At 39.3% G+C, this 23,004-nt stretch carries 25 protein-coding genes; 1 reads left to right on the forward strand and 24 read right to left on the reverse strand.

Going from position 1 to position 23,004, the window contains the following annotated elements:
- Window positions 1-254 precede the first annotated feature (254 nt).
- The 18 genes from hisC to BGM26_RS08945 form a co-directional block, all read right to left on the reverse strand.
- Complete coding sequence (hisC, locus tag BGM26_RS08860; protein WP_217039468.1) at window positions 255-1,355, reverse strand: histidinol-phosphate transaminase; 1,101 nt, start codon at window positions 1,353-1,355, stop codon at window positions 255-257.
- A gap of 300 nt (window positions 1,356-1,655) precedes the next feature.
- On the reverse strand, window positions 1,656-2,033 hold the full coding sequence (aroH, locus tag BGM26_RS08865) for a chorismate mutase (protein ID WP_217039469.1): 378 nt from the start codon (window positions 2,031-2,033) through the stop codon (window positions 1,656-1,658).
- 57 nt (window positions 2,034-2,090) lie between these two features.
- On the reverse strand, window positions 2,091-3,176 hold the full coding sequence (aroB, locus tag BGM26_RS08870) for a 3-dehydroquinate synthase (RefSeq protein WP_217039471.1): 1,086 nt from the start codon (window positions 3,174-3,176) through the stop codon (window positions 2,091-2,093).
- The gene (gene aroC, locus BGM26_RS08875; RefSeq protein ID WP_217039474.1) at window positions 3,176-4,348 is read right to left on the reverse strand and encodes a chorismate synthase; all 1,173 of its coding nucleotides are present in this window, start codon (window positions 4,346-4,348) and stop codon (window positions 3,176-3,178) included. Before aroC ends, aroB begins: the two co-directional genes overlap by 1 nt.
- Window positions 4,349-4,819: 471 nt before the next feature.
- A complete protein-coding gene (locus tag BGM26_RS08880) occupies window positions 4,820-5,593 on the reverse strand; it encodes a CheR family methyltransferase (protein WP_217039475.1) in 774 nt (257 codons plus the stop codon).
- Window positions 5,594-5,779: 186 nt separating this feature from the next.
- On the reverse strand, window positions 5,780-6,226 hold the full coding sequence (ndk, locus tag BGM26_RS08885; protein ID WP_217039476.1) for a nucleoside-diphosphate kinase: 447 nt from the start codon (window positions 6,224-6,226) through the stop codon (window positions 5,780-5,782).
- Between the two features lie 190 nt (window positions 6,227-6,416).
- Window positions 6,417-7,379 carry a heptaprenyl diphosphate synthase component II gene (gene hepT, locus BGM26_RS08890; protein ID WP_217039477.1) on the reverse strand — a complete coding sequence of 321 codons (963 nt, stop codon included), beginning with the start codon at window positions 7,377-7,379 and terminating at the stop codon, window positions 6,417-6,419.
- An 82-nt stretch (window positions 7,380-7,461) separates the two neighbouring features.
- Window positions 7,462-8,169 carry a demethylmenaquinone methyltransferase gene (locus BGM26_RS08895; RefSeq protein WP_217039478.1) on the reverse strand — a complete coding sequence of 236 codons (708 nt, stop codon included), beginning with the start codon at window positions 8,167-8,169 and terminating at the stop codon, window positions 7,462-7,464.
- Between the two features lie 5 nt (window positions 8,170-8,174).
- Complete coding sequence (locus tag BGM26_RS08900; protein ID WP_254119163.1) at window positions 8,175-8,987, reverse strand: heptaprenyl diphosphate synthase component 1; 813 nt, start codon at window positions 8,985-8,987, stop codon at window positions 8,175-8,177.
- Window positions 8,988-9,242: 255 nt separating this feature from the next.
- Window positions 9,243-9,461 carry a trp RNA-binding attenuation protein MtrB gene (gene mtrB / locus BGM26_RS08905; protein ID WP_254119489.1) on the reverse strand — a complete coding sequence of 73 codons (219 nt, stop codon included), beginning with the start codon at window positions 9,459-9,461 and terminating at the stop codon, window positions 9,243-9,245.
- Window positions 9,462-9,693: 232 nt separating this feature from the next.
- Window positions 9,694-10,260: a GTP cyclohydrolase I FolE gene (folE, locus tag BGM26_RS08910; RefSeq protein WP_217039481.1), complete on the reverse strand. Its 567-nt coding sequence runs from the start codon at window positions 10,258-10,260 to the stop codon at window positions 9,694-9,696.
- 189 nt (window positions 10,261-10,449) lie between these two features.
- Complete coding sequence (locus tag BGM26_RS08915; protein WP_217039482.1) at window positions 10,450-10,722, reverse strand: HU family DNA-binding protein; 273 nt, start codon at window positions 10,720-10,722, stop codon at window positions 10,450-10,452.
- Between the two features lie 395 nt (window positions 10,723-11,117).
- The gene (spoIVA, locus tag BGM26_RS08920; RefSeq protein ID WP_217039483.1) at window positions 11,118-12,596 is read right to left on the reverse strand and encodes a stage IV sporulation protein A; all 1,479 of its coding nucleotides are present in this window, start codon (window positions 12,594-12,596) and stop codon (window positions 11,118-11,120) included.
- Window positions 12,597-13,090: 494 nt separating this feature from the next.
- Entirely contained in the window at window positions 13,091-13,804 is a 714-nt protein-coding gene (locus tag BGM26_RS08925; protein WP_217039484.1) for a hypothetical protein, read from the reverse strand.
- A 32-nt stretch (window positions 13,805-13,836) separates the two neighbouring features.
- Entirely contained in the window at window positions 13,837-14,037 is a 201-nt protein-coding gene (locus BGM26_RS08930) for a DUF2768 domain-containing protein (RefSeq protein WP_217039485.1), read from the reverse strand.
- Between the two features lie 323 nt (window positions 14,038-14,360).
- Window positions 14,361-15,431, reverse strand: a complete 1,071-nt coding sequence (locus BGM26_RS08935) for an NAD(P)H-dependent glycerol-3-phosphate dehydrogenase (protein WP_217039486.1) — start codon at window positions 15,429-15,431, stop codon at window positions 14,361-14,363.
- A gap of 118 nt (window positions 15,432-15,549) precedes the next feature.
- The gene (gene der, locus BGM26_RS08940) at window positions 15,550-16,860 is read right to left on the reverse strand and encodes a ribosome biogenesis GTPase Der (protein WP_217039487.1); all 1,311 of its coding nucleotides are present in this window, start codon (window positions 16,858-16,860) and stop codon (window positions 15,550-15,552) included.
- A gap of 298 nt (window positions 16,861-17,158) precedes the next feature.
- Window positions 17,159-17,770, reverse strand: coding sequence for a YphA family membrane protein (locus tag BGM26_RS08945; RefSeq protein ID WP_254119166.1), 612 nt, complete (start codon window positions 17,768-17,770; stop codon window positions 17,159-17,161).
- 107 nt (window positions 17,771-17,877) lie between these two features.
- Between BGM26_RS08945 and BGM26_RS08950 the strand changes: the two genes are divergently transcribed.
- Entirely contained in the window at window positions 17,878-18,015 is a 138-nt protein-coding gene (locus BGM26_RS08950) for a YpzI family protein (RefSeq protein ID WP_217039488.1), read from the forward strand.
- Between the two features lie 69 nt (window positions 18,016-18,084).
- Here BGM26_RS08950 and fni read toward each other — a convergent pair whose 3' ends face one another.
- The 6 genes from fni to BGM26_RS08980 form a co-directional block, all read right to left on the reverse strand.
- On the reverse strand, window positions 18,085-19,143 hold the full coding sequence (gene fni / locus BGM26_RS08955) for a type 2 isopentenyl-diphosphate Delta-isomerase (protein ID WP_217039489.1): 1,059 nt from the start codon (window positions 19,141-19,143) through the stop codon (window positions 18,085-18,087).
- A gap of 12 nt (window positions 19,144-19,155) precedes the next feature.
- Complete coding sequence (rpsA, locus tag BGM26_RS08960) at window positions 19,156-20,295, reverse strand: 30S ribosomal protein S1 (RefSeq protein WP_217039490.1); 1,140 nt, start codon at window positions 20,293-20,295, stop codon at window positions 19,156-19,158.
- A 207-nt stretch (window positions 20,296-20,502) separates the two neighbouring features.
- Window positions 20,503-21,090: a lysophospholipid acyltransferase family protein gene (locus BGM26_RS08965; RefSeq protein ID WP_483297775.1), complete on the reverse strand. Its 588-nt coding sequence runs from the start codon at window positions 21,088-21,090 to the stop codon at window positions 20,503-20,505.
- A complete protein-coding gene (cmk, locus tag BGM26_RS08970; protein WP_217039492.1) occupies window positions 21,087-21,761 on the reverse strand; it encodes a (d)CMP kinase in 675 nt (224 codons plus the stop codon). Before cmk ends, BGM26_RS08965 begins: the two co-directional genes overlap by 4 nt.
- Window positions 21,762-21,892: 131 nt before the next feature.
- Window positions 21,893-22,072 (reverse strand): YpfB family protein, encoded by a 180-nt coding sequence (locus BGM26_RS08975; RefSeq protein ID WP_217039493.1) that lies wholly within the window; start codon window positions 22,070-22,072, stop codon window positions 21,893-21,895.
- 69 nt (window positions 22,073-22,141) lie between these two features.
- Window positions 22,142-22,798 (reverse strand): flagellar brake protein, encoded by a 657-nt coding sequence (locus tag BGM26_RS08980; protein ID WP_217039494.1) that lies wholly within the window; start codon window positions 22,796-22,798, stop codon window positions 22,142-22,144.
- Between the last annotated feature and the right edge of the window lie 206 nt (window positions 22,799-23,004).

The raw sequence follows: 23,004 nt of genomic DNA on the forward strand, positions 1-23,004 counted from the left end.
CCGCCTTCTAAAAATGACTTCAGAGGCTTTGCAGGCCTCTGAAGGTAGTTTATTTAAAGGCTTTGTTAACCAATGTTGTAGATAGACACGCGGGATCGATTTACCTTCCGAGAAGCGGCTGTTGCTCCGCAAAAAAGGTTCTCTACAGGAAAAATCGTCCCGCTGGTCTTCTTTTATCAACATTAATTATAACTGTGCCTATTTAAATATTGCATAATGACCATTGAAATACTCTAAATATACGATGCATAAGCTTAAGAATTATTCGCTTTTTCGACTAAATATTGTCCCATTAGCTTAATCACGCCTTCATTTTGTTCCGCAGATCCGACTGTAACCCGTACAGATGTGGGGAAGCCAAGAGCTTTACCTGAGCGGACGATGTATCCACGCTCAAGCAAGTATTGAAACACTTCATTTCCGTCGGCATTAAAATCGATTAATAAGAAATTTCCTTGTGAAGGATAATACTTTAGCTTTTTATCCTCGCAAAAGCGATAAAATTGTTCAAGACCTTCTCTATTTTTCTGCTTGCAATCCGCGATAAATGATTGGTCTTCGATTGCAGCAATTGCTGCGGCCTGTGCAAATCGATTGACATTAAACGGTTCCCTTGCCGGTTCCAAAGCACGAATGATTTGTGGATGGCTAATCCCATATCCAACTCGCAGACTAGCTAATCCATAGATCTTCGAAAATGTCCGGAGAATAATTATATTTTGATACTGGCTTAATAAATTCAGAGATTCACAAAGATCGTCAGCTACCACATATTCATAATAAGCCTCATCAAGAACAACTAATACGTCTTGAGGCACTTTTTCCAAAAACGATTGCAAGTGATTTTCCGGGATATAGACACCTGTCGGATTATTCGGATTACAAATCCAGACGACGGCCGTGTTCTCATCTATTGCTTTAAGCATCCCTTCTAGGTCGTGTTCACCATTAATTAAAGGAACTTCTCTGATTTCTGCACCTTCAATCACAGCATTGTGCTTATACTGCGGAAATGTAGGTGATGCCATAACTGTATTCGTCCCCGGTCCTAATAGCGATCTTGAAATGACTTGAATAATTTCATCTGAACCGTTTCCGAATATCAATTGTTCTTCATTTGTCTTTAGAAAGCCTGATAAAGCAGTACGCAGATCTGCAGCATAGCCATCAGGGTATAATGGAAAAAAGGAAAGAGGCTGGTTTAATTTCCCCGGGACCCTTTCCGAGCATCCAAATGGATTTTCATTGGAGGCAAGCTTGGTAATCTTTTCAAGTCCATATTGCTTTTTCACTTCATCAATTGATTTCCCCGGCTGGTAAGGAGTTAAACGAAGTAATTGCTCTTTCCATTTCATATTTATCCACCTTCTCTAACTTTTTCGTTATTTCTATTGGCTCTTTTCGCATATTTTGTTGTTATTGACTTTCAAAGTTTACCCGTTGATTTCCGCTGCGGACACTTGCTTCCGCGGGGAGGGACGGGAGCCTCCTCGGCGTTACCGCCTGTGGGGTCTCCCGCTTCCCTCTATTTCCCGCTGGAGTCAAGTACCCTCCGCTCCAATCAACTCAGATAGATAGTCACACTAATAAAGTAAAGATACCTAATCACTATTCGTATCGGGAATTCTGCTGCATAAAGTTAAAAGCTAGGAAGATCATTTGGAGTTAACTTCCGTTTTCAAATCAGGTCTTAGGCTTGTAGCTCCCCCTAGATAAATATGGCTTACTTCTTGCTGAGATAAATTTGTGTTCACATGCATCATCACCCGAATGCATTTTGATAAAGAGGATTGGACAGGAATTTCAGTCATACACATGACAGGTACAAACGTCCACCCCTCGATTAAACGCATTGCTTTCGCAGGAAAGGCTGCAGTAATATCCTCCGTCACGGAAATGAAGACAGAAGCAACTGTATCAGCTTCGATTGCATTTTCATCAATCATTCTCCTAAGCAATATCTCTGTTGCTTCGATAATTTCCGTTTCATTGTCTTCTTTAACGGTGATGGCTCCTCTTACCCCTCGAATCACTTGAATTCCCTCCTTAGAAAAGCGCTGAAGTTAGACATTTATCTAACTCCATAAAATTTATATATTTTCACCTTGAAATTTTCCTAGTTCAATCAATAGCTCTTCATCAGAAAATTCATATAGAACCGGTTCTCCAATATGCTTTAATAATACAAAACGGATTTTTTGCCCAATCGATTTTTTATCCTGTTTCATTCGTTCCAATAATTTTTCATTTGCCAGTTCTTTCGGAATGCTGATTTCATATCCTAAACGGGATAGCCATTCTTTAAACTCCTCGATCGCAAACGGAAGATCGTATATCTTTTTGCTTAATTCCAAAGCAAATAACATTCCGACAGCAACTGCTTCCCCATGTGTACAGTTACCATAGCCCATTTCCGCTTCGATCGCATGACCAAGCGTATGCCCGAAATTCAAAAAGGCTCGGACTCCCGTCTCCTTTTCATCTTGTGAGACAAAAGCACCCTTTATTTCAATCCCCTTTGTTAAGGCAATGTTTAATTCTTGTTCCGTTATCTCATCAAGCGAATGTATATGTTCTCTTAACCATATGTAAAATAGCGGATCTTTAATCAGTCCATGCTTAATGACCTCAGCAAAGCCTGATCTCTTTTCGCTTAACGGAAGCGAAGCAAGGAAATTTAAATCATAAAATACCGCATCAGGCTGGTGGAAGGCACCGATCATATTTTTTCCTAAAGGATGATTGATGGCTACCTTTCCTCCTACAGCACTGTCATGGGCTAAAATCGTCGTTGGAACTTGAATGAATGGAATGCCCCTCATATAAGTTGCTGCGACAAACCCGCCCAAATCACCGACAGCACCCCCGCCAAATGAAAGCAGGACAGATTTTCTGTCCAGCTTCTCTTCCAAGCAAAAGCTTAAGCATCGATAATACACATCAAATGTTTTCGCCTTTTCCCCACTAGGAACAATACATGATTTCACATCAAATTCAGATAAAACGTTTTGAATGGCAGGAAGATAGTGGCTTGCTACCGTTTCATCCGTGATGAGTATGATGTTTGTTAAAGAAGGGTAATTTCCTTTAATAAAAGAAGTTAATTGATTAATTACACCGGCACCAATGTAGACTGGATATGTTTTCGAGTTCGTCTGTATGGAAACCTCTTTCATTAGAATTCCCTCGCAAACTCTCTTTGCTTGTCAACTGCTTCTTTTAAAGCTTCAAATCGGTCTGAGTAGAATTGATCAACGATAGCAGCGGCCAATTCCCATGCAACTACGTTTTCGGCTACGACTGCTGCCGCAGGAACTGCACAGCTGTCAGACCGTTCGATGCTCGCTGAAAACGGTTCTTTTGTTTCAATATCAACACTTTGAAGCGGCTTATACAATGTTGGAATCGGCTTCATTACACCTCTCACAACGATTGGCATGCCCGTAGTCATTCCACCTTCGAAGCCGCCCAAACGATTCGTTTTTCGTGAATACCCATGTTCCTTACTCCATGTAATTTCATCATGTACCTCACTGCCTGGCTTCCTCGCAGCCTCAAAACCGATACCGATTTCGACACCTTTAAATGCATTAATACTCATAATTCCACTTGCCAATTTTGCATCAAGCTTGCGATCATAATGCACATAACTTCCTACACCAGGAGGCATGCCCTCAATAATAACCTCAACAACACCACCGATTGAATCACCGTTTTCTTTTGCTTCATCAATCGCATTCATCATTTTCAGTTCCGCATCAGAATCAAGACAACGGACAGGTGAGTTTTCAGTTATTTCTCTTAATTGCCCAAGGGATTCATATTCATTTACTGAAGACTTGATTCCGCCAATTTCAACAACATGGGAAGCCACTTCAATGCCAAGTGATGCTAATAATTTTTTGGCGACAGCACCTGCGGCTACTCTAACAGTTGTTTCTCTTGCGGAGGAACGTTCAAGGACATTCCGCATATCTCTATGCCCATATTTAATCGCACCATTTAAATCTGCATGACCTGGACGAGGACGCGTGATCCTTCTTTTCATTTCTTCTTCTTCTTCCGGAGCGATAGGATCTTGCCCCATGATCTTCGTCCAGTGCTTCCAGTCATTATTTTCAACGACAAGCGCAACCGGGGAACCGAGTGTATACCCATGCCTAACCCCGCCGGTAATTTGCACTGTATCTTTCTCAATTTGCATTCTTCTTCCTCTGCCGTGACCCTTTTGGCGTCTAGCCAATTCATCATTTATGTCTGTATCAAGCAGCGGCAAGCCTGCAGGCAACCCTTCAATAATCGTTGTTAGCTGCGGCCCATGTGATTCACCAGATGTTAAATATCTCAAAATTCTTTCCCCCTTCAACGCTTTAAAGGATTATGTTCCAATATAACATATTGAAAACAATAAATATAGTAATAAAATAAAATAATTCCTATAATATTTTTACTATTTGCATTTTAACATGAAAAAGAGCATTACTCCAATGAAACAAGAAAAGCGCTGGAGCTATACAGTTATCTAACTCGAAAAAAGTTATACTTACTTATAATTTAAGGCTGTTTTCGTAAACTTTGTTGTTATCGGGAATAAACAATGCCCGTTCCTTTCCGCTACAGGCACTTGCTTTCCGCGGGGAGGAAGTCGAGCCTCCTCGACGTTCCGTCTGCGGGGTCTCGACTTTTCCTCTATCTCCCGCAGGAGTCAAGTGCCTTCCGCTCCAATCCACTCACCGTTTTCAATGTTGATAAAAGCAACAATCTTTTAGAAAATAGCCTAATTTAAAAAGGAGTCCGGATTTCTCCAGACTCTCTTCCATTATTTTTTCCTATAAAAAAAAGTATCTTCTGTTTCAAAATCATATTTACCAGGGCTAAAGATTTGCTCAGTGCTGCCGACAAAAAAGATCCCGTCGGATTTTAATGCGCCGCTAAACTTATAATATAATTCTTCTTTCGCCTCTTCGGTAAAATATATGAGTACATTGCGGCAGATGATTAAATCAAATGGCCCGCCAAATGGGTCTGCCAATAGATTTTGCTTTCGGAATGTCACTGTTTTTTTCACATCTTCTGATACCCTATATAAACTGCCATCGCTCGTAAAATACTTTCTCTTCATGTCCTCTGGCACTTCGTTTAATGATCTTTCGGGATAGACGCCCACTTTCGCTCGTGCAATGACATTCTCGTCTATATCAGTTGCTGTAATTTGCACCTGGGATAATGGCATAAACCTCGACATCACCATCGCAATTGTATATGGCTCCTCCCCTGTCGAACAGGCTGCACTCCAGATTTTTAGGCGTTTATTCCGTTCCAGCAATTTCGGAAGTATTTTTTTTTCAAGGACTTCCCATCGTTTCGCATTTCGGTAAAATTCCGAAACATTGATTGTCATTCGATCTAAAAATTCATTTAAGAGCACTTTATCCTTGCTGATTGCATTGAAAAAATCATTGAATGATCGAAAACCCTTTTTCTCATATAGCGATAAAAGTCTTCGTTTCATTTGTGCTTCTTTATAAAGGGAAAGATCAATCCCAGTTTTCTTTTTAATATTTGCAACAAAATCTTGATAATCCCTAGACATTCATCCTTCTCCCCTGTTATTTGCTTAGTTCTATGTATAATCTTAAGTATATCGAAAAAAAATGTTAGTGTACCACTTTTTAGGTCAAAAGAATTATTTTTCCGGCTGTTTTCATTTTTTGTTCAAACTTTGTATCCGGTTACAAAAAAAGCACCCGCAGGTAGCGAGTGCTTTTTTTGAATTGGATTAGTTAATCCATTCATTCATTAATTTAGAGTACTCAACAAGTTCATCTTGTTTAAAGAATAAACCGATTTCGCGTTCAGCACTTGCAGGTGAATCAGAACCGTGGATAATATTCTTTCCAACAGTTGCAGCAAAGTCCCCGCGAATTGTTCCTGGTGCTGCATCTTTAGGGTTTGTGGCACCCATCATTTGACGCGCGGTAGCGATTACATTCTCGCCTTCCCAAACCATCGCAAAAACAGGTCCTGAAGTAATAAAGTCAACTAATTCGCCAAAGAATGGACGCTCTTTATGCTCGCCGTAATGCTGCTCTGCAAGCTCTGTAGAAATGCTCATAAGCTTTCCGCCAACAAGTTGGAAACCTTTCTTTTCGAACTTGGCAACAATTTCGCCAATTAAATTCCGTTGAACGCCGTCAGGCTTAACCATTAAAAATGTTTTTTCCATGAATTCCACTCCTAAAGCTTATGTATAGGGATTACCTCTGAAGATGATCCATGAAAATATTAACATTGTTTTGACAATTTAGCAACTTAGAATCAACTTTATACAAAACTTGTTTTTAAACAACAATCATTTAAAATACAGCCTATAAAAAAGCTTCAGCCCCTAATAAGAAGCTGAAGAGAATATACGATTAAAATTTCCGCTTACCAATAAACTTCGCAATATCCCTCAGCGTTTTCTTTGCCCGATTTTGCGGAAGTTCATTTAATATCGCAAGTGCCTTGTTTAAATAGTTATCACTAACACGCAGAGATTTTTCAATCGCATCTGAATCCTTGATCAAGGAGATAATCTGTTCAATTTCGGCTCGTTCTGTATTTTCATGGACCTTCATAATCTTTTGCCGTATCTTTGCATCTTCCATTGCAAATAAGACTGGAAGCGTGATATTACCTTGGAGTAGGTCATCTCCCGCCGGTTTGCCTAATTCCTTCTCCGTCCCGGTAAAATCAAGGACATCATCAATAATTTGATAAGACATCCCTACGTAATACCCAAATTGAAAAAGTTTTTTATGGACTTTTTCGTCTACATCGGCGGCAATTGCACCAAGCTGGCAGCTGACTGCAATCAAGATGGCGGTCTTCCTTTTAATTCTTCGAAAATAATCACGTACGTTTTGTTCGAAATTATACTTATCCTTAATTTGCTCGATTTCGCCAATACATAGTTCAACTAATGTGTTGGCCAAAATTTGATGGGCATATGGCTTTTCGATATTCGTCATCAGCTCAAGTGCACGCGCAAAAATATAATCTCCTGTGTACATGGCAATCCGATTATCCCATTTCGCCTTGATTGTTGGTTTTCCGCGGCGCAGCTCGGCATCATCAATGACATCATCATGCACAAGCGATGCCATATGTATGAGTTCAAGTGAAACGGCTACATCCTTGATCATTTGAATGTCGTAATTGCCGAATTTCCCAGCAAGCAAAACAAAAACAGGGCGGATTCTTTTTCCCCCGGCTTGTAGTAAGTGCAAAGAAGCTTGATGTAATAAAGGAGACTCTGCTTGTACGGTCTCCTCAAGCGCTTGCTCAATATTATTTAAATCTGAACTTAAAAATGAATACATCATTTTCAGTTTCATGTCCATACTCACCCAGCTTTTAAATCCTGTCTGCAGCTTCCACATACCCGCCTATGATGAAAAAAGCATTCAGAAAAAAGTTTTATTTTTCTTTATTGCCTATATGAACCGCTGCTACTCCGCCGCTGTACGATTTGTATGTCACAGGGGCAAATCCAGCTTTCTCAAACATGCCAGCAAGCTCTACCATATCTGGGAAGTCTCTTGCAGACTCTTGTAACCAGGAATACTCTTTAAAACTTTTTGCAAATATCTTTCCGAATAGCGGCATAATAAATCGGAAATAGAAGTAATAAGCTTGTTTGTAACCGAACATCGTAGGCTGGGATGTTTCAAGACAAACAGCCATACCTCCCGGTTTAACAACGCGGTGCATCTCTTTCAACACTTGCATATAATCTGGGACATTCCGGAGCCCAAAGCCAATCGTAACATAATCAAATGAGTTATCAGGAAAAGGGAGTTCCATCGCATTTCCATGTACAAGCTTGACTTGCTTTAGCTTCTGGTCTGTTACTTTTTGTTCTCCGATCTTCAGCATGTTTTTGCTGAAATCTAGACCAATTACTTCACCTTCAGCACCAACCGCCTCTGCCATGGCAATGGTCCAATCCGCCGTACCGCAGCACACATCTAGTGCTTTAGATCCTTTTTGGACATTCATTCGTTTCATTGTGTCCCTGCGCCATTTTAAATGCTGCTGAAAACTGATAACAGAATTCATTTTGTCATAGTTCCCATATATTTTCTCGAAAACATGATGGACCCGTTCTTCTTTTGATTGCTGCATGCTTCTTACCCTTCTTCCACAAATGTATTTGCCACTGGCTGCTGCTGATTAATGATCGCTTTGATCCTTTGTTCCAACAGTTCGTTAATGAAAGGGAGCTTCGTCAAACATTTTTGAGTTACATGCTTAGAAAAGTCGATATACCTGTTAAAGATGATGAGCAAATACTTTTGTTGTTCACTCGATAATTCCTTGTTTATTTGCCCGCTTTTTGGGAAAGTTATTTTCTTAAGCGCTTCAAAAACGACTGATTGCTCACCTTGTAAAAACAGTTTCTTTTCAAGCATTAACCGTTTGATGAATAAAAGATTTGAAGCTAATTCACTCCAATCGGCGTCGTGCAAATACGAAGTCATTTTATCAAAGAGGGAAGACTCAATCTTTTTCACATCGTGCATTAATCGTTCTACGCTTTCCGGTGCTTTTTGGTAAACGGAAATCTTGTGTTCGTTCACTTCTTTAATCCCTTTAGCCAACGAACGAATCATCGCAATATCATCAATTCCAGAAAGTATTTTATAATATAAGCCGCTATAATACACACCCGCCAATACGGTTAGCTGCCTTGATTTGAGATGATCTGATTCTAACTTTTGATTCGAAACAAGTTCATGGGTATCAAGGGCAATTTGAATCAGCATTGTTGTTATGCAATAGTTCTTCGCTTTATTTTCAGGAAGGTTAAGTCCATCAATAATCGAAATAAGCAACAGAAGCTTATCCTCATCAATAACAGGAGATTCAATATACTTGAGTAAATAAGGGTGCAGGATCTTTTCCTCGATTTGCTCCTTAACATCTGCTAATTTTATCTTCATGTCTTGCATGCAATCACCCTTGTTTCCCCTAAGTTTTCTTCGTTATTTTGCATTAACCATCTGCACTTCTCATTTAGTCGATATTATGTATTTATTTTTAAAATCAGCGTTATAATGCGCCTTTTATTTTGATTTAATTAAATGCACTCACCTATACAATAAGGCAGAGACAATTATATCATAACTTACATTTGCATGACAGGAGAATTTAGGAAACGCAGGCAGCTACATTTTGTCATCAATGTCACCCACAACCTATTTTTTTGTTTCGCTTTCTACTTCGCCATAGCAGGTTAGAATTTTAGCATTCCCTCTAATTTTTATGGCGGAAGTATGCTCAGTGAATTGAGCAATCATCACTTCTCCTTGATCCAGCTTTTCGGAGTGATGGAATCTTGTATCCGTTCCCCTTGTCAGTCCGATGACATTGACCCCGTCTTCTTTCGCTTTAATGACAATATATTCATTTCCCATTTGCGTTCTTTTCTCCATAAAAAACACCTTTTCCCTTTAGTATTAATCAAATTCGCCTTGCCGTATTTGCGCCCAGATTTTTACCTTAGCTAGCTCGATAAATTCCTTTGAAAAATCCGAGGCATCCACCGGAGGCTTAACTTTATTCAGCCGTGATTTAAACCCCCATTGAATTGGATACTTGCTTGCATTCAACTCGTCACTATATCGTTTAGACTTCTGCTGAATAAAGTTAATATTTGATCAGTGAAAGAACCTCCGCACGGGCTCTTGCATCCGTTGCTAGAATCCCTCTGACTGCTGATGTAATCGTCTTGGATCCAGGTTTTTTTACACCGCGCATCGTCATACACATATGCTCAGCCTCAACCACTACCATCACTCCATGCGGATCAAGTTTTTCTAATATAGCATCAGCCACAGTAGATGTAATACGTTCTTGCAACTGTGGCCTTCTGGCAACAGCTTCAACTGCTCTAGCCAGTTTACTTAATCCTGTTACTTTCCCATTTTTCGGAATGTATGCCACATGGGCTTTCCCGAAAAAGGGCACAAGATGATGCTCACACATTGAATAAAATGGAATATCTTTCACCAAAACTAGTTCTTCGTGATCCTCACCAAAGACGGTATCAAAATATTCTTTTGGATCTTGATCTAGCCCTTGGAAAACTTCCTCATACATTTTTGCTACACGTTTTGGCGTATCAAGTAATCCTTCACGTGTTGGGTCTTCTCCGATCGCTTCTAATATTAAACGTACCGCATCTTCAATCTGCGCACGATTTACTTTTGACATTATGGTTCCTCCTCAAAATCAAGTCACTGTATGTAATCTAATAACTCCATATTAGCATAATAATTTCAACTGGCAAAATACTATTACAATCGTAATAAGCATTCGTTCAAAGTTTATTAGTAACAGAAAAAAACCGCGAAACATTCGCGGTTTTCAGCTCAAGCTTAAGCTTTAAGCACGTATATGTACTTATTTAACTGCGTCTTTAAGCGCTTTACCTGGTTTGAAAGCAGGAACTTTGCTTGCAGCGATTTCGATTTCTTCACCTGTTTGTGGGTTGCGTCCTTTACGTGCAGCACGCTCACGAACCTCAAAGTTTCCGAAACCAATTAATTGTACTTTATCACCGTTTTTCAAAGCTTCTAAGATCGTATCAAAAACAGCATCAACTGCTTTTGTAGCATCCTTTTTAGAAAGCTCACTGCTTTCCGCAACTGCGTTAATTAGTTCTGTTTTGTTCATGTCTTTCACCTCCTCCCAAAATAGTCTAAAACCCAATAAATAAAGAATTCTTACTTTCATTAGTAAACAAAATTTCTGAATTCTATACGTTGTAACGGATTTTTGTTGATCATGCCCAATAATAAAGCAAAAACGAAAAAAATTCAATCCATTTTTACGAAAAAATCCTTTAATAATAAGGGTTTGAGCTGTTTCAACGGTAATTCTGTTAAAAGATTATCACAATCATTTACCGTTATCAAGAATATTTCACGATTTAATGGGAATCTTTTCTTAAACTTGTTCTTTTTGTACAAATTCACATGTATTTTGCGAAATTTCTTAAGAATAAGAATTTGTAAATCCATAATTACTAATAAAGACAAAAAGAAAAAAGACCCCAATTGGAGTCCCGTTTACAAAATAATGGCGATTAATCCACCCGAGCCTTCGTTAATAATTCTTTCCAAAGTCTCTTTTAATTTATATCTTGCATTTTCAGGCATCATTGAAAGTTTCGCCTGGATTCCTTCTCTAACAATCGAGCTTAAACTGCGCCCAAATATATCAGAATTCCAAATCGATAGCGGGTCATCCTCGAAATCCTGCATTAAATAACGCACAAGCTCCTCACTTTGTTTTTCGGTTCCGATAATAGGTGAAAACTCAGATTCTACATCCACTTTAATCATATGAATGGATGGCGCAACCGCTCTTAACCTGACACCAAATCGGGAACCATGGCGTGTGATTTCAGGCTCATCAAGACTCATATCGGCCAAGGACGGAGCAGCAATTCCATAGCCTGTTTGTTTAACCATTTTTAACGCATCTGAGATTTGATCATACTCCGCTTTTGCATGAGCAAAATCCTGCATTAGCTCGAGTAAGTGGTCTTTGCCGCGTATTTCTACACCAACAATTTCTTTTAAAACCTCATCATAGAGATCATCTGGAGCCATCAAGTCGATTTCCGCAATCCCCTGGCCCATTTCAATTCCAGCCAGGCCCGCCCGGTCAATGAATTCATAATCACTGAATTGATGAACAACGCGGTCAACATCTCTTAGCCTTTTTATATCTTTAACCGTTTCTTTCACTGCATCCTGATAGCTTTCCCTCAGCCAATGGTCTTCACGCAGAACCATGACCCAGCTTGGAAGATTTACATTCACTTCAAGCACCGGAAATTCATAAAGCGCTTCACGCATAACATTCAATACATCGGATTCACGCATTCCTTCAACACTCATGGCCAATACAGGAATGTCGTATTTTTCAGTAAGTTCATTTCTGAGTTTTTCAGTGTTAGGATGATGGGGCTGTACGCTATTTATGATCATAATGAATGGTTTCCCAACCTCTTTTAGTTCATCGATCACTCTCGCTTCAGCTTCAAGGTAATTGGTCCTTGGGATTTCTCCAATCGTGCCATCAGTAGTAACAACTACTCCGATTGTAGAATGCTCTTGAATCACTTTTCTTGTCCCAATTTCCGCAGCTTCATGGAATGGGATAGGTTCCTCATACCAAGGTGTATTAATCATTCTTGGACCATTTTCGTCCTCATACCCTTTTGCGCCAGGAACCGTATAGCCAACACAATCAACTAAACGAATGTTAACGTCTAGGCCTTCACCCACATGGACAGTGGCGGCCTGGTTCGGCACAAATTTAGGCTCAGTCGTCATAATTGTCTTTCCGGCAGCACTTTGAGGGAGTTCATCCTGGGTGCGGGCACGCTCAGCTTCATTATTCATATTTGGCAAAACAACAAGCTCCATGAATTTTTTTATAAAGGTTGATTTACCGGTACGCACTGCTCCAACTACTCCAAAATAGATATCTCCGCCCGTTCTCTCGGCGATATCTTTAAAAATATCTACCTTTTCCAAGTGAATCCCCTCCTAAAATCTGTGGGATAATATTATCCTATCAATTAAGCATGGACACTATATGTTTATGATGTTGTCCTATCTTGTTATGACAGTTTTTAAAAATAATTACCCCTAATATAAAAAATTTTTTTCACATTCTCCCTTTATTTCTTTTCATTCACTATTTTTTGACGAAAAAGAGGTGCAGTTGATTTCCACTCCAGGATGCTCAACGAACCGCGGGGCGGGCGGTGAGCCTTCTCAAGCTATAAGCCGTTGGGGTCTCACCTGTCCCACTGCTCCCGCAGAACACTGAATTTACATCCTTGAACCTTCCCACGCACGAAGAAAATGCGCTAGCATTTTCGAGGAGTCTCGCACCTTCCGCTCCAATCAACGTCATACAAAACCTATTTAAAAACAACAATCATTTAGAAAACAGCCTTAGTTAAAAAAACACCAAGAAAAAAAACCCTTCTCCTACAATATATTTTGCAGAAGAAGGGTTATGACTATTTCACCAAAAAGATTGGCTCTTTTGTCGTTGAATCAATTGTATATGGCAATGAATAAGAAGGAACAAACGCAGAATCTTCAACAAGAATCCCTCGAATATCCTCACCTGGTTCATAATTAGACTCTTGCTTTTGGAAGGCTCGGAATAAATCACTGCGATAATCAACATATAGTTCAGCGTCTCCTGTAATGACGAACGGGAGATTCTGACCGCTATATGGGCTAAGGGCAACCGGTTCTTCTTTGTAGCCTAATTTTTTATAATCCAATGTAAAAACATGTTCTGCGATTTGTTCTTTAAAAGGAGGATACTTTTGTGATTTTATCCTCATTTTTATCTCACGGATTGTTTCCGCTATTCGCAAATCAAATATTTTTACTTTTGGAGTCGTTTCAGCATCGACAAGGACATATTGAAAAATCCCACCGGATTCGTATGCATTCCCCGGCGGATCGGCCATATAGGTAGGGACAATTTTTTTGAAGTCAACAGGATATTTTTGATAGATCGGTGTTGTTTGGCTCTTCGTTTTGATTGGAAGAAGTCCTCCATTATCCTTTTGATATTGATCCACCGCAGATTGAACAGCTTGGATCTGATCATTATAGGGAATTTGATTTTGTGATAATTTTGCCTGTGGATACATACATCCAGTTAAAACAGGAATGAATATAAGCAGTAAAGACAGCAGCTGTAACCCTTTTTTCATTATAATCAACCCTTTTAGTATATGTATTTCGATTATTCACTTGTTGGACCGCTAAATACAACTAGAACAATAATAATTCCGGACACAAACATGAGAATATACGCAATGAGAGCAGTTAAAAACTTTAAAACACCACTTAATTTAAAGCGGCTTAAATAAATCATAATAATAGACAGGAACATGAATCCCATTGAGGCTAGTGATACCCACATTTTCATTAGAGATGGTGACATCATTTCAACTCCTTTTTCCGAGATGTATTATATCATATCGCCAGTACGATTGAAAAAAAATCTACTTTCTTATCAATATTCCTTTTATTGAATACAGTGGTTTATTTAAAAAGGCTGTTTATAAACAACAATCATTTAGTAAACAACCTTTAAAAACAAAGCTTTTTCACACCAAAAAAGGCCGAGTTAAAGAAGGGGCAGTCTTTAACTCAGGCCATGTGACTAAATAATCCAACACCCTGTTCAATTCACCAGTTTGCTTCGTTGCATTGTATGCAGGAAGTTTCGGTGTCGCATCCTCGAATGCCTATATTTCGAAAATATTAATGATTATCTGTGTTCTCTACATTTAACGCATCATCGAGAACGTTAGTCAGATCCTCCATCTCGTGTTTCTTGCCACGCGCCATAAGAAGGTCAACGGCATCTATTGCGTTTACATTATTAAAAAGCACATCATAAAGTACATCTGTGATCGGCATATTCACATCATATTTTTTTGCCAGTTGTTTGGCAGCCTTTGTTGTTCGAACACCTTCGACAACCATCCCCATATTATCGAGAACCTCTTGAAGATTATGACCTTTACCAAGTAAATTACCCGCTCGCCAGTTCCGGGAATGGACGCTTGTACATGTGACAATTAAGTCTCCTATTCCAGTTAAACCTGAAAAAGTTAGGGGGCTTGCACCCATTTTCATACCTAAACGTGCAATTTCGGCTAAACCTCTTGTAATCAATGCCGCTTTGGCGTTATCACCATAACCTAGCCCATCTGTAATGCCTGCAGCTAATGCGATGATATTTTTTAATGCTCCCCCTATTTCAACACCAACGATGTCAGGATTCGTATATACCCTGAAGTTATGGTTAATAAATAGATCTTGGATTTTGCCTGCCTCTTCCATATTCTCCGAAGATACCGTAACCGTTGTTGGGTGCCGCAAACTAACTTCTTCTGCATGGCTCGGTCCAGAAAGAACGACAACACTTTTTAATAGATGAGCTTGCATTTCTTCTTCAATCATTTCAGAAATCCGTAGCAATGTGTCTGGTTCAATCCCTTTGCTAACTGTCACGATCGTCAACGGTTCAGTACGGATAGCATTTATTTTGCCAATCACTTCACGGATCGCTTTCGTTGGGACGGCAAGAATAATCGTATCAACTCCTGATAAAGCTTCTTCCAAAGACGAGTAGCCAATAATTCCTTCTGGCAGCTGGATATCAGGCAAATATTTTTTATTCGTATGAAATGTATTCATTTCATTTATTTGTTCTAGGTTATGCCCCCAGAGCTTAACGTCATGCTTATTATCAGCCAAAACTAGCGCTAATGCTGTCCCCCAGCTGCCGGCTCCTATTACAGCAATGCTTTCCCTCTTTCGCTCCAAAAGATCACTACCTTTAAATTAATATTTGTTCAGTTCAAGCGTCTGAGACACCTGATAAAGGCGATATGCGCTTTTCTTTGTCTAGCTACAGCGCCTAAGGGCGCTGTAGCTTTTCTGGTTATTTTCTTTCCCTTGCAAATATCTTAATAGGTGTGCCTTCAAAGCCGAAAGCATCTCTAATTCTATTTTCCAAGAAGCGCACATATGAAAAATGCATTAATTCTGGATCATTTACAAACACGACAAAGGTTGGCGGCTTTACAGCTACCTGTGTGGTGTAGTAAATTCTCAGGCGCTTTCCTTTATCTGTCGGAGTGGGATTCATTGCAACAGCATCCATAATGACATCATTGAGCACACTTGTTTCGACTCGAAGCGCATGGTTTTCACTAGCTGTGTTAATCATTGGTATAAGCGTGTGAATCCGTTTTTTTGTTTTGGCAGAAAGGAACACAATCGGTGCATAATCAAGGAACAGAAAATGTTCGCGGATGGTCTGTTCAAATGCTTTCATCGTCTTTTCATCTTTCTCTACAGCATCCCATTTATTCACAACAATCACTACAGCCCTGCCCGCTTCATGAGCATATCCGGCAATTTTTTTGTCATGCTCAATAATCCCTTCCTCGCCATCGATGACAACGAGGACAACATCAGAACGCTCAATCGCCCTTAATGCGCGAAGTACACTGTATTTTTCAGTTGTTTCGTAAACCTTTCCTTTTTTACGCATTCCAGCTGTATCAATAATGACATACTTATCGCCATTATACGTAAGTTGGGAGTCAATTGCGTCCCGAGTCGTACCGGCGATATTACTTACGATTACCCGGTCTTCTCCGAGAATCGCATTTACTAGAGATGATTTTCCGACATTCGGGCGGCCAATTAGGGAAAATTTAATAATATCGTCGTCATAGTCTTTTTGCCCGTGTTTAGGAAAGTGTTTTGCCGCCTCATCAAGCAAATCGCCTAATCCAAGACCATGAGATCCTGAGATTGGAAACGGTTCGCCAAATCCGAGAGTATAGAAATCATAAATTTGATCTCTCATTTCCGGATTATCAATTTTATTAACGGCAAGAACAACAGGCTTCTTAGCCTTGTAGAGTATTTTTGCCACTTCTTCGTCAGCCGCAGTGACCCCTTCTCTTCCATTCGTTAAAAAAACAATGACATCTGCTTCATCGATGGCAATTTCAGCCTGTTGCCGGATTTGCTCTAGGAAAGGCTCGTCTCCAATATCAATTCCACCAGTATCAATAATATTAAAATCATAAGTTAACCATTCTGCTGAACTGTATATTCGATCCCTTGTAACACCAGGAATATCTTCGACAATCGAAATCCGCTGTCCGACAATTCTATTAAATATAGTTGATTTTCCAACGTTTGGACGTCCGACAATAGCCACAACCGGTTTTGCCATGAACATCACCCTTTCTTCCTAAAGGTGAGAAGCCATTAGTGAAAAAGGTGGAAATCGAAGAGTTAGCCGATTTCTTTACCTGTCTCAACTGGAATCTCCCTTATTAATTTAAATACATTTCATCTGTAAACGTACGCTTAATCATACGATCAAATAAACCCTTCTTTGTGAGATAGAAGGGTCTAACTTATTTATCTTATCAAAGTAGATCATTCCTCGCAATGAAAAACTTGGGAGTTCATTGATCGGTTCGCAATTTCAAACCTTCCTTTAGTCTAAATGTAGGTAACTTTATCTGTTAAGATAATTTTTGTTTCTCTCTTTCGATTTGATTATAATGTTTCTCATAGTATGCAGCAAGAAATTCCACCCCGTTCCATATAGTAAGCATGATAGTTGAAAGTGCAGCAGCATCGAAAAAAGCAAAGGAGCCGACTAAATAAGGAAATGAGTATTTACTTAGGATAAGTGCATAAAGAAGATCACCTTGAATCGAACCTAATAAAACGATCAAAATCCGATTTAACCTATTTTCCTGCAGCATAACGGTTAAAAAAACTAATAGGAAAGCTAGCATCCCATTTCGCGGAAAAACAAGCCATACCGGATCAAATAATTCAAATAAAAGAAAACATACATAGGCAAGCATAATAATAAAAGAACATAGGATAAAATAGACTGCCTTTAGTCTTTCAAGCTTGGCAGTAAACATGAATAAAGTCCCTGCTAAAAAAAGACCGGCAACCGATATTTTCATACCAAAAACAGAAATCACATGTGGTGATAAAATAATGATCAAAAGGAGCCATAGCGAAAGCTTTATTCGGCTCGCCTCACTTCTTTTCATAAAAAAGGTGGCAATAATCCAAAAAGTCCAAGCAACCCAATAAAATGTTAAACCCTCCATCATTATCCACCTCCTATTATTTCCATTATGGCTCATATCCATGTACTTTAATCTTTTTTGAATAAACTTTCAGTCTCGTTCCATCTTAAGGATAGGGAGGTGTTTTTAAGATGGGAAAAGATCGTCAAGAAAGAAAGTTGAAGCAAAGTAAAAGGGTAGAATCCGACCGGGATCAGGCACTTCATTATGATGGAGCTACGAAATTGCAAAGTCCGGAGGAAGCTAGAGATTTGAATGATAATAAGTAGTTTTTCTTGGAGTTTTTCAGTGTAAATCTTCATAGAAAAAGCTCTCGCTTACTAAAGCGAGAGCTTTTCTTAATGGATATTCCTTTGACTAAATCTTTTTGTATCAATATTTCTTTCATTCAGCCAATGATGAGTTTTACCCGATATGATGATAGGGGCTTGTTGAAGCTCCCTGATGGTTCTCGCACCAAGCGCCGTCATCATTATGGTCAATTCATTATGGGTAATCTGAATCTCATCGATTAATGCTTTAATTCCCTCTTCAATCAGAATTTTAAGGAAATAACCCGCGACTCCAACTGCATCTGCACCAAGGGCAATGGCTTTTGCCATATCAAGGCTTGTTTGAATTCCACCCGATCCAATGATAGAAGTTTTACTGCCCCCGTTTTTAGCCTCAACAATTGAAATCGATGACGGGATGCCCCATTCATTAAAAAAGGCAAGGGAGTTTGCTCGTCTTTCGTTTTCAATTCGCGCAAAATTAGTTCCGCCGAATCCACCGACATCGACAGCTGAAACACCAATTGATTGCAGCATGGAAGCGGTTTCTTTGTTCACACCAAAGCCGACTTCCTTGACGATAATCGGAACACCCACGGATCTCACAATCTCTTCAATCCGCGAAAGGGTTGAACGAAAATCCCGATCTCCTTCAGGCATTGTCAATTCCTGGACAACATTTAAGTGAATTTGCAGGGCATTTGCTTCAATCATGTCAATGGCAGCTTTCGCCTGATCGACTGTCGCTTCACTACCTATATTCCCAATCACAATTCCATTCGGATACTCTTTGCGGACAACTTGATAGGATTCCCTTTCCGCTGGATCCTTAAGTGCCGACATTTGCGAACCAACTGAAATAGCCACTCCCGTTTGCTTCGCAGCTATTGCAAGATCTCGGTTAATTTGTAATGTCCTTTCCCCACCGCCGCCGGTCATGGCATTGATAAAAACTGGCGAACTTAAGTGAAGTTCGCCAATTTTTGTAATCAACTCCGCCTGATCGATTGAAGCATCAGGCAAGCTCTGGTGGATAAAGGTAATATCATCAAATCCGGCAAGCCTGGCTTGACCAGTTGAAAGGGCTAAATTTATATGATCCCATTTCCGTATTGATCTAGACACAATATATCACCATTATTTTTTCAAATTCTTTAACTGGTCGCCAATCATTTCACCTAGCTGGAATCCTTTTGATTCCTCTGGAAGTTCATAATCGGTTAAATAATCTTGTTCTTTTTCTTGAAGTTCTTTTAAGCTAAGAGACAAACGCTGATCCCGCTCGTTAACTTCAAGAACCTTCACTTGAACTTCTTGGCCTTCCTTCAATACTTCATTTGGAGTTCCAATATGTTTATGAGAAATTTGCGAGATATGAACAAGTCCTTCCACCCCAGGGAATAACTCAATGAATGCACCATATGAAACAAGTCTTTTGACTACTCCATCAAGTACGCTTCCTTTTGGTGCTTTTTCAGCAATATTAGCCCATGGTCCTGGGAGCGTATCTTTAATTGATAATGAAATTCGCTCATTATCACGGTCTACTCTTAAGACCTTCACTTTAACCTTTTGGCCCTCTTCAACGACATCCGAAGGTTTTTCCACATGTTCGTAAGAGAGCTGAGAAATGTGCACAAGTCCGTCAATCCCGCCGATATCAACAAATGCACCAAAATCTGTGATTCTTTGCACGGTTCCATCTAGTACATCACCTAGCTGCAGCGAGTCAAGAATCTGATGCTTTTGTTTTCCTTTTTCCTCTTCAATTACGGCACGATGAGAAAGAATCAAACGATTTTTTCCTTTCTCTAGTTCAACAATTTTAAATGTTAATGTCTTTCCTTTATAATCGGAAAAATCTTCGACAAAGTATGCTTCAACAAGTGATGCCGGTACAAAACCGCGAACGCCCAAATCAACTACTAATCCGCCTTTAACAACATCTTTAATCTCAGCTTCGAAGATTTCCCCTTCATTAAATTTCTTCTCAAGGTTTGCCCACGACTTCTCCGCATCCAATTTGCGCTTAGACAAGATCAAAGCTTCCTCTTCTACTTTAAGAATTTCAAGTTCAAGCTCGTCACCTTCTGCGACAACATCGCTAGCCTTCTCAACATGGAGGCTTGATAATTCACTAATCGGAATAATTCCATCTAACTTGCTGTCATTAATATTAATGATGACTTGCTTCTCTTCAACCTTCGTTACCTGACCAGTGACTTGATCGCCAACCTCAAAACTTCTCACTTCCACTTGATTCATCTCTTCTGACATATGTATTCCTCCTAATCCATTGCATCCTGATATTTAAGTGAAACTTCTTCAGTTATGATGTCAATCCTTCACTTTTCCTTCTTCGTGCTATGATGTTTTAATGTGGGGGTTTTACTGCCAATAAATATGCGATAAGTTTTCTGAAAGTATAAAAAATGCCTTTTTATTAACTTCTTACAAACGCCTTCATTTGTCAAGCAAGAAGGTCTAGCGATACTCATTTATCAGTTTCCGAATTTCACCCATAATAAATTCAGTCGTTTCTTCTGCAGAAGCTTTCCTTTCCCGAAGGTCCTTCATATCGATTGGCTTCCCATAAACCACCTTTAATCTTTTAAAGGCTTTATAAGGGCCGATTATCGCACAAGGAACAATGGCAGCATCCGTCCGGAGGGCGAAGAAGCCGGCACCAGCTAAACCTTTTCCTAACTCGCCTGTTTTGCTTCTAGTCCCTTCAGGAAAAAGTCCTAAAACATGGCCTTCTTTTAAGACGGCAAGTCCTTTTCGTAATGCTTCCCTGTCGCTCATCCCCCGCTTAACAGGAAAAGCATTTAAATGCGGCAGGAGCTTTCCTAGTAACGGAACTTTAAACAACTCTTCTTTCGACATAAAGTGAACAGGCCGGGGGGCGGTAATCCCTACGACTGGCGGATCGAGATTATCGATGTGATTCGAGCATAATAATACGCCGCCATCTTTCGGAATATGCTCTTTTCCAATTACATCAAATCTGTAAACCGGTTTTAATACACCAAAAACAAGTGATCTTACAAACGAATAAACCGTCAAATTCATCCGATCCTTTCATTAGCCAGTACCATTATTTTTTCAACAACCTGCTCGATAGATAGTGAGGTTGTATCCATTTCAAAAGCGTCCTCTGCTTTCTTTAATGGCGCGACTTCCCGCTCTGAATCCAGTTTATCTCGAAGTGAGATTTCTTCTTTTAATTTTACTAAGTCAGATGGAAATCCTTTTTGAAGATTTTCAGTATGCCTGCGTGCCGCTCGTTCTTCAACTGAAGCGAGCAAGAAAATTTTCACTTCCGCATTAGGTAAAACGTGGGTGCCAATATCTCTGCCATCCATAACCACTCCGCCATTTTCCGCAAAGCTTCGTTGTCTTGCGACCATTTCTTCTCTAACTTGTTTATGCTTTGCGACAATGGATACGGAATTCGTTACTTCTGCTGATCTAATTTCATTTGTAACATCATGCCCGTCCAAATAAATTAATTGTCCCGCTTCACCAGGAAGTAATTTAATCGATGTATGATTTAATATCGTCATCAATTCAGCTTCATCTTCCAGATTAATTTTCTTACTTATGGCTTTAAACGTTAATGCCCTATACATAGCCCCTGTATCTATGTAAATATATGAAAATTTTTCGGCCACGATTTTTGCAACTGTACTTTTACCAGCTGCGGCGGGGCCATCGATTGCAATTGAGATCCTTTTATTCATATTGCCTCCTGTAATAACTAAACCTTTATAATTTCTTGTCCCCTTTATTTTAACATATGATTGCCCAAATCACCGTATTAAAACTTAGGTTTATCCTTGAAAAATAAAAAAACAGGCAAACATATGCCTGCTCATTGCCTCCTGAATGTCTCGAGCAATTCGGTGAAATTATTATCTGTCACTCCTTCATACTGGCTAAGCTGCTTAAGTTCAGGAAAAACATTTAATTTATGAAAAAATAATTGGGTAATCACCAAAAACAAAAATTGGACAATCACTATTTTCAGTAAAATTCTTTCAAATGTTTTCATTCTTATCGCTCCAACATGATTACTATGTTCCTATTATGGGAGCTTGGCTGATCAATTATTCTTTGCTTACTAAATTTCTAATCCTTTTTTCTTTAATGCAAGTTGTCTATCAAAGCAGAAACGCAGTAATAATTGCCTGTCATTCGGAGTCATATCAATGAATTGCACTGAAACAATTGACTGTGATTCATTCATTTCAGCAACTCTTACAACCTTACTTTTCAATTTTAAATAATAGGTTTCTCCATTTTGCTTAGGCAGCACAAACCAGCTATTGATCACCATATTTGATTTTAGCGGGGTTTGTTTTTTGCAAATAATTGCGGCCCCCCCTGCACTAATATCATCTGTTATTGTCACAAAAGGCGGAAATTCATCATGGTTGGATTGCACCGCTACATCCACCGCTGTTTCAATCCGGACAAATTGGCGCCGTTGAATTTTAATAAGGCCTTCAAACCCGGGGTAGGATAGAATAATCATCGGAATCTTTGCTTTGACCTTGCTAAGTACTTCACATTCAAATAAATAGACGGACCCATCTCCCGCAACAAAAGTTCCTTTCAATTGGGTTCCATCGATAAGAAACACTGTTCTTCCTGTATCCAAATTAATCGGATAATCTATGTATAATTTGCTTCCTTCTTTTTCTGTAAGTTTACATTTATATTTTTCAACCTTGTCTGAATAAGGTTCTAAAATGAGTACATCACCAATATTAATCATGCTGAGCACATTCCCTTTCAAAAGGATAATCTTGTCATTTTATTATGACACGTCCAGAAAGGTTTGTACATCATTTCTAGTGGTGAGAGTATAAGATTGGAGGATTTTGGCGAATTAGCCGATTTCCTTTTTTATCTTGGCTGTTTTCGCATATATTGTTGTTTTAGCTATGTCTTAATAAATAGTTTACATATATCAACATTAAT

The sequence above is a fragment of the Bacillus sp. FJAT-29790 genome (genome assembly GCF_019039215.1).
Taxonomy (GTDB): Bacteria; Bacillota; Bacilli; order Bacillales; family Cytobacillaceae; genus Cytobacillus.

What these genes read in the sequence shown, in the direction of transcription:
- hisC (WP_217039468.1), bottom strand. Translation starts at nt 1,355, where the DNA reads ATGAAATGGAAAGAGCAATTACTTCGTTTAACTCCTTACCAGCCGGGG.
- aroB (WP_217039471.1), bottom strand. Translation starts at nt 3,176, where the DNA reads ATGAAAGAGGTTTCCATACAGACGAACTCGAAAACATATCCAGTCTAC.
- BGM26_RS08880 (WP_217039475.1), bottom strand. Translation starts at nt 5,593, where the DNA reads ATGTCTAGGGATTATCAAGATTTTGTTGCAAATATTAAAAAGAAAACT.
- ndk (WP_217039476.1), bottom strand. Translation starts at nt 6,226, where the DNA reads ATGGAAAAAACATTTTTAATGGTTAAGCCTGACGGCGTTCAACGGAAT.
- hepT (WP_217039477.1), bottom strand. Translation starts at nt 7,379, where the DNA reads ATGAAACTGAAAATGATGTATTCATTTTTAAGTTCAGATTTAAATAAT.
- BGM26_RS08895 (WP_217039478.1), bottom strand. Translation starts at nt 8,169, where the DNA reads ATGCAGCAATCAAAAGAAGAACGGGTCCATCATGTTTTCGAGAAAATA.
- BGM26_RS08900 (WP_254119163.1), bottom strand. Translation starts at nt 8,987, where the DNA reads ATGAAGATAAAATTAGCAGATGTTAAGGAGCAAATCGAGGAAAAGATC.
- mtrB (WP_254119489.1), bottom strand. Translation starts at nt 9,461, where the DNA reads ATGGGAAATGAATATATTGTCATTAAAGCGAAAGAAGACGGGGTCAAT.
- folE (WP_217039481.1), bottom strand. Translation starts at nt 10,260, where the DNA reads ATGTCAAAAGTAAATCGTGCGCAGATTGAAGATGCGGTACGTTTAATA.
- BGM26_RS08915 (WP_217039482.1), bottom strand. Translation starts at nt 10,722, where the DNA reads ATGAACAAAACAGAACTAATTAACGCAGTTGCGGAAAGCAGTGAGCTT.
- BGM26_RS08925 (WP_217039484.1), bottom strand. Translation starts at nt 13,804, where the DNA reads ATGAAAAAAGGGTTACAGCTGCTGTCTTTACTGCTTATATTCATTCCT.
- BGM26_RS08930 (WP_217039485.1), bottom strand. Translation starts at nt 14,037, where the DNA reads ATGTCACCATCTCTAATGAAAATGTGGGTATCACTAGCCTCAATGGGA.
- der (WP_217039487.1), bottom strand. Translation starts at nt 16,860, where the DNA reads ATGGCAAAACCGGTTGTGGCTATTGTCGGACGTCCAAACGTTGGAAAA.
- BGM26_RS08945 (WP_254119166.1), bottom strand. Translation starts at nt 17,770, where the DNA reads ATGATGGAGGGTTTAACATTTTATTGGGTTGCTTGGACTTTTTGGATT.
- BGM26_RS08950 (WP_217039488.1), top strand. Translation starts at nt 17,878, where the DNA reads ATGGGAAAAGATCGTCAAGAAAGAAAGTTGAAGCAAAGTAAAAGGGTA.
- rpsA (WP_217039490.1), bottom strand. Translation starts at nt 20,295, where the DNA reads ATGTCAGAAGAGATGAATCAAGTGGAAGTGAGAAGTTTTGAGGTTGGC.
- BGM26_RS08965 (WP_483297775.1), bottom strand. Translation starts at nt 21,090, where the DNA reads ATGAATTTGACGGTTTATTCGTTTGTAAGATCACTTGTTTTTGGTGTA.
- cmk (WP_217039492.1), bottom strand. Translation starts at nt 21,761, where the DNA reads ATGAATAAAAGGATCTCAATTGCAATCGATGGCCCCGCCGCAGCTGGT.
- BGM26_RS08975 (WP_217039493.1), bottom strand. Translation starts at nt 22,072, where the DNA reads ATGAAAACATTTGAAAGAATTTTACTGAAAATAGTGATTGTCCAATTT.
- BGM26_RS08980 (WP_217039494.1), bottom strand. Translation starts at nt 22,798, where the DNA reads ATGATTAATATTGGTGATGTACTCATTTTAGAACCTTATTCAGACAAG.